Origin of the sequence: Thermus thalpophilus, from assembly GCF_022760915.1 — a bacterium.
GTDB classification, from domain to species: Bacteria; Deinococcota; Deinococci; order Deinococcales; family Thermaceae; genus Thermus; species Thermus thalpophilus.
Genome location: NZ_JAKTNS010000076.1, coordinates 1 through 1,846, shown reverse-complemented (window position 1 = coordinate 1,846; position 1,846 = coordinate 1). Strand labels below are relative to the sequence as shown.

Annotated in this window: 3 protein-coding genes; 1 reads left to right on the top strand and 2 read right to left on the bottom strand. The window is 65.3% G+C overall.

What is annotated here, in order from left to right; genetic code table 11:
• Nucleotides 1–60 precede the first annotated feature (60 nt).
• Nucleotides 61–474, top strand: coding sequence for a hypothetical protein (locus L0D17_RS13025; protein ID WP_243095682.1), 414 nt, complete (start codon nt 61–63; stop codon nt 472–474).
• On the opposite strand, the gene L0D17_RS13020 is transcribed toward L0D17_RS13025, so the two are convergent.
• Nucleotides 425–1,276, bottom strand: a complete 852-nt coding sequence (locus tag L0D17_RS13020; RefSeq protein WP_243095681.1) for a patatin-like phospholipase family protein — start codon at nt 1,274–1,276, stop codon at nt 425–427. The two genes, L0D17_RS13025 and L0D17_RS13020, sit on opposite strands and share 50 nt — an antisense overlap.
• A complete protein-coding gene (locus L0D17_RS13015; RefSeq protein ID WP_243095680.1) occupies nt 1,273–1,692 on the bottom strand; it encodes a helix-turn-helix domain-containing protein in 420 nt (139 codons plus the stop codon). Before L0D17_RS13015 ends, L0D17_RS13020 begins: the two co-directional genes overlap by 4 nt.
• Nucleotides 1,693–1,846 lie beyond the last annotated feature (154 nt).

Below are 1,846 nucleotides of genomic sequence, written 5' to 3'. Positions count from 1 at the left end.
ACCCGGCCCAGGGAGGAAAGGACCCGGGCCTTCCTGGAGCGGGTGCTGCACCATTGAACCGTGGACCCCTTCTTCCAGGCACTAAGGGCCTTGGCCGACCCCAAGGCTCCCTACCCTCATCGCCGGAGGGGGCTTCGCCTTTACGCCCTTTCCCTTTTGGGCCTACAGGGGCTTTTCCTCTTCCTTCTCGCTCCCCTGGTGCCCAGGGCTGGGCACCCTTCCCTTTGGCCCTTGGCCTTCCTGGGCGGGGGTTGGCTCCTTTGGCTCGGGACGCAAGCCCTAAAGGAGGAAACCCCCCTTGCCCCCTTGGTGGCGGCGGGGCTTGGGGCTTCCCTGGCCTTTTTCCTCGGGGTTATGGGGCTTCTCCTTTGGCCCTTTGGTCTTGCCCTTTTCCCCTTGGGCCTTTTGGGGTTCACCCTTCTCCTCAGGCGGGCCGAGGCGGCCTTGGGGCGAGGAGGTGGGGGAGGTCCTTGAGGCGCAGGCGAGATAGGGCCTGGATTTCCCGAAGCTTTTCCTGGGCGCGCTTCTGCCCGAGAGTGTAGACCAGGGGAAGCTTTTCGTGGTCAAAGGTGTCTATGGGGAAGGGGGGGTCTAGGGAGAGGACCAGGTCCGCCCCCTGCAGGGCCAGCTCCTTAAGCCGCCTGCGGCTCGCTTCGCCCGCCAGGAGGACGGCCTCGAGGGCCGTCTTGGGCGGCTCATTGGGCGGGGGGTTGGACACGTCCACCGCCACCACCTTGGGAAAAAGGGCCTTGGCTGCCCGCACGGGCACCTTCTCCGCCACGTCCCCGTCCACCAACAGCCTCCCTTCCCAGGCCACCGGGGGGAAGAGCCCGGGAATGGCGGCGCTGGCCAACACCGCCTTCCACGCCGGGCCTTGCCGGAGGACCACCGCCTCCCCCGTGAGGAGGTCCGCCGCCTGGATGGCCAGGGGGATGGGGCTGTCCTCGAGCCTGGCCTCTCCAAAGAGGCGCTTCAGGCCCTCGGCCACCTTGGCGGTGTCCGCCAGGGCCTGCCGCCTAAGGGCGGAGAAGAGGCGGGCGAGGAGGCGGAGGTTTCCCGCACGCCTCAGGTTCGCTACCTCCTTGTCAAAGACCGCCTGGTGCACCTTCCAGGGGTCCTTATGGCCGAAGGCCCAGGCGCAGGCGGCCAGGGCCCCGGCGGAGCTTCCCGCCAGGCCCCGGATAGGGATGCCCGCCTCCTCCAAGACCCAAAGCACCCCCAGGTGGGCGTACCCCCGCACGCCCCCTCCCCCCAAGGCCAAGGCCACGCCCCTCACTCCGTATACCCAAGGCCCAGTTCTTGACCCTCCTGGATGAGTTCGTCCAAAAGTGCCTGCCCCTTCTTCTTGGTGGCTTCCAGGTAGGCTAGGAGGTCCTTGGCCAGAACCCGCCGGTGGGTCCCCACCTTGCGGTAGGGGATTTTTCCTTCTTCCAAGAGGCGGACAAGGTAAGGCCGGGAAATTCCAAGGAGTTCCGCCGCCTGACCGGTGGTAAGCTCCGCCTCCAGGGGAACAATCCGCACCGGCTCGTCCCGGAGAAGCGCCGCCAGAAGGTCTTGCAGGAGCTGGGCGAGTCCGGGGGTAAGAACCAAGGTGGCTTCCTCCAGGCGCAAAGTCTTGCCAGGCGCTAACTGTTCCTGGAACTGGCGGAGCACTTCTGGGGAGACGCCAGGCGTGAAGAGGAGACCGCTCATAGCAACCTTAGTGTAGCACATAAACGAAATAAACGCAACAGGGCCTTCTACTGACCTCTCATCACTTTGTTCCGTAGGGACTTGACAGGAGGAAAAAAGGAGGGGGGTTGGTAAGGTATGCCAACCAAAACCCCCCTCCTGCAGGCTACCACAA

Bases quoted from the DNA above. Each gene is read 5' to 3' on its own strand.
- L0D17_RS13015 (WP_243095680.1), bottom strand. From the start codon at position 1,692: ATGAGCGGTCTCCTCTTCACGCCTGGCGTCTCCCCAGAAGTGCTCCGC.